The 3227-nt window shown below is 30.9% G+C and carries 5 protein-coding genes; 2 read left to right on the top strand and 3 right to left on the bottom strand.

Annotated features, from left to right (window positions below; genetic code table 11):
* Both BM100_RS23450 and BM100_RS22070 read left to right on the top strand, forming a co-directional pair.
* On the top strand, nt 1-180 hold a 180-nt coding region (locus tag BM100_RS23450), incomplete at its 5' end, for a hypothetical protein (protein WP_217648219.1).
* Nucleotides 181-273: 93 nt separating this feature from the next.
* Entirely contained in the window at nt 274-597 is a 324-nt protein-coding gene (locus BM100_RS22070; RefSeq protein WP_092514937.1) for a hypothetical protein, read from the top strand.
* Nucleotides 598-599: 2 nt separating this feature from the next.
* Here BM100_RS22070 and BM100_RS22065 read toward each other — a convergent pair whose 3' ends face one another.
* The 3 genes from BM100_RS22065 to BM100_RS22055 form a co-directional block, all read right to left on the bottom strand.
* Entirely contained in the window at nt 600-1391 is a 792-nt protein-coding gene (locus BM100_RS22065; RefSeq protein ID WP_244590757.1) for a DUF4225 domain-containing protein, read from the bottom strand.
* Nucleotides 1392-1393: 2 nt separating this feature from the next.
* Complete coding sequence (locus tag BM100_RS22060) at nt 1394-1873, bottom strand: Hcp family type VI secretion system effector (RefSeq protein WP_092514933.1); 480 nt, start codon at nt 1871-1873, stop codon at nt 1394-1396.
* A gap of 235 nt (nt 1874-2108) precedes the next feature.
* Nucleotides 2109-2798 carry a replication initiation protein gene (locus BM100_RS22055; RefSeq protein WP_092514924.1) on the bottom strand — a complete coding sequence of 230 codons (690 nt, stop codon included), beginning with the start codon at nt 2796-2798 and terminating at the stop codon, nt 2109-2111.
* Between the last annotated feature and the right edge of the window lie 429 nt (nt 2799-3227).

Raw genomic sequence — 3227 nt, 5'->3', positions numbered from 1 at the left:
GCCATCGTGCTTGTGACCGCTTTCAGTGCCAAATTCTTTTTTGGCCAAGCGGTTGATCGGAACTTCGATGCGATGCTAAGTACTTATAATCAGGTCGGAGAGTTAAGAAAACAAATTGGTGCATTGGAACACAAATTTAATCAGTCATCCGATAATTCCGAAAAAACAAAGAAAAAATAGTTATAATGAGAGAAGTAAAATATTTTTATTTGACAATTGAAGTTCATGTGTAGTTTATATGGTATAAACTAATGCTAAATAAAAAGGTAAAAAATGACTAATAAAAATACAGAAGAGCTAATGAAAGAAAGTGGTTTTACATCTAACGAGATGAAATTATTAAAATCCATAAATAAAAGAAATAATACAACACTGTTAGATGAAATGATGAATTTGGAAAATCGTTTTTATAGGTTGTTAGTTGTTCTTCCTCTGTCATTTTCAGTTTTGATTTTCTTTTTTTTAATGGCGGAAAAAATAAATATAATAGGTCTTGTTATAGCTATTCTTATTTTACTGCCACTTTCTCTATTTATAACTTCATTTAAATTATCTTATAAGTCGTTTATATTTATGCGTAAATACAAACGACTGTAACATCATTTTTTAATATCGGTATCGTTATATGCATCGTAGATTGATTTTAATGTTACTACATCTGCTGATATTTCTAAAGTAAGAGCATATCCCCCCATGGTTTTGTAACTAGCTACATAGTCATCTTTTATATAATAGAATAATCTCCAAGCTTCTGGTTTTAATACATTTCTAAATACTCCATATCCAGATAGCGCAATATCTACTCCGCCATAAACTAAATTTGCTGTTCTTTTATCTGAACCGAAAAATTCAAAAGTATCTTCATACCCTCTTCTTAAATAACCTTTATATTCTGCATCATTATTAAGTAACGAAGTTAAATTTTCCTCAAAACTACCAGCTCCTTGAACTATAAGGAATGATCCGGCAACATAGCCAACTGCTGTTGGAGTTGTCGCGGTTACAAGAGCAACACCTGTAATAAATTGGACTGCACTTGAAATCAAACCAATTCCTTTTAAAACATAAGTATATGCATCATTTTCTTTTTTTATTTCAATGTATGCGTATTTTTTTGCCTTTTCATGTCTTATTATGTTTTCTTGATTGGTTAAATATGATTTTTCCTGTTTTAAATCCTGTATTGCTTGTAATTTAGATGATTCAGAAGATGATTTGCTTGATATAATATCTAGCTTATGATCAGTGAATTTTTTTACTTCATTTTGGAATCTTTGCTTTACTAAGAAGCTATCTAGAAATTTTGAGGAAGTTAAAGCTGACTCCATTACACTTCTGGCAGTCAATGCTCCCATTGAAGAATAATAATTATTATTTCTATTTATAAACATAATTAGTAAACCCTATCATCCCAAATGCTATACCCACTAGTTCCTGCTAAGTAATGTTGCCATGTTATGCTTTTATATTTAAAAGATACACTTTCCAGTGGTTGAGCATCATTGTGAGTTAATGAATTAGGGCAAATAATATCTATGTTGCTTATAGTGGCACCTGTTACCTTTATAGTAAAATAAAGAGACAACCCACCATTACTATCTGTTCTGTACATATCAAAGACACATTCTAGTTCCTCATTATTTGATATAGCAACTCCTAATAACGGGGTTGATTTATCTATTGGTTTTTTTATCGTAATAGGGTAGTGATTTACATTTTGTTCTCTAGATAAAGAATGATTTAATTCATAAATATATATTTTATCTTCTCTACCACATTGATATAAATTTCCGATGGAGTTTTCTGATGAACACCCAGAGGATATTAAACCTTGCTTTTTACCATTAATTGTCAAATAAATAATATTAGCCACTCTATTCCCCTCACTGTATTTCAAAACAGTGAAAGTACAATATAATCTATTGTTTTGTCAATTATGTAATACATCATAAAAAGATGGTCTTATCAACTAAATAATAATGTTTTTTGGTTTTTTATGCTGCCATAAATGAGTATTTAAACCAATATGAATATATTGATATATACGATATTTTAATTATTTAACATATGTAATTTTAATTAATGAAAGTAAGCTAAATAAACTCCATTTATATAGCCATTTTAATTTGCTTATCCTCTTTGAAGCTAAAATGTAAAGCTATAACATTACGCCCATCTTTAACTGTATCGACGGACACAGTAATATTGCTCTTTTGATTTAGCTCGTTAATGGCTGGTTTTAATAGAAGTTTATTTAAGTCTCTAAATTGTAAGTATTTGTTTTCAATTCCTAATATGGTTCTAAAGTCTTTAAGGCTAATCAGCCTATCTCCTGCTGTTTTGAATTGCATTAATAACTCATAAATTCGGATGCTGTATGTTCTCTTAAGTGCCGAAACATTTTTTACAGCAATGCTTGTAAATTGGCCTTTTAATTGAGTCAGATAAGGCATGATTAAATCAGAAAAAACCAACTCAATTTTACCTTGACCATCAAAATATTTAGCTTGGCCTTGAATCCATCTTATTTTTTCTTCTTTTTCTTTCCAATGAATATAAATCCAACGTTCAGCCAGTCTTTCTACAGCTTCTTGTAGCCGCCTTTCCGCATTTTCTCTCCCCATATCTGGAAATGCCAAATAAAACTCATTTGCTGTTAGTTGAAAGGTCTTTTCAAGGGTTTCAGCTTGTGGGTTTAATTTGCCAATGCACATCAATAAAACTCTTTGTTCTTGAAGAGTTAACTTATAACTAGCTTCAATAAGTGCGTTTGATTTGTAAGCTATAAGATTAGACATATTTTCACCGTCAACATTAGTGGTTCATATTTTTTATACACCACAATAAATATATGTGGATACTCTTTTTTGTCAACCACTAATGCCTGTGAGTATTACCGTCAAAAGCACCACCTATTACCGTCAAAAGCACCACCTATTACCGTCAAAAGCACCACCTATTACCGTCAAAAGCACCACCTATCTTGTTTTAAGATATTGATTTAAAATAAAAAAAAACATCCTAAAACAAGATAAAAAACAAAAAAACAAGTTAAAAAAGGCGTGTCCTGTGGATAAATCTCAAAATTTAGTCAGACCGATCACAAAAAAGGATGTCGCAGCCGAGCTGCTCCCTGAAATGCCCTGCGGGCAACTTTGATAGTTCCCTCACTTTGTTCGGTCAGAATGAAGCTACCTCAAGTATTAATATAAAATTCAAGTAATCAT

Origin of the sequence: Xenorhabdus mauleonii (assembly GCF_900113945.1) — a bacterium.
GTDB classification, from domain to species: Bacteria; Pseudomonadota; Gammaproteobacteria; order Enterobacterales; family Enterobacteriaceae; genus Xenorhabdus; species Xenorhabdus mauleonii.
Note: the sequence above shows the minus strand (reverse complement) of the source record. Positions and strands in the feature narration are given on the sequence as shown.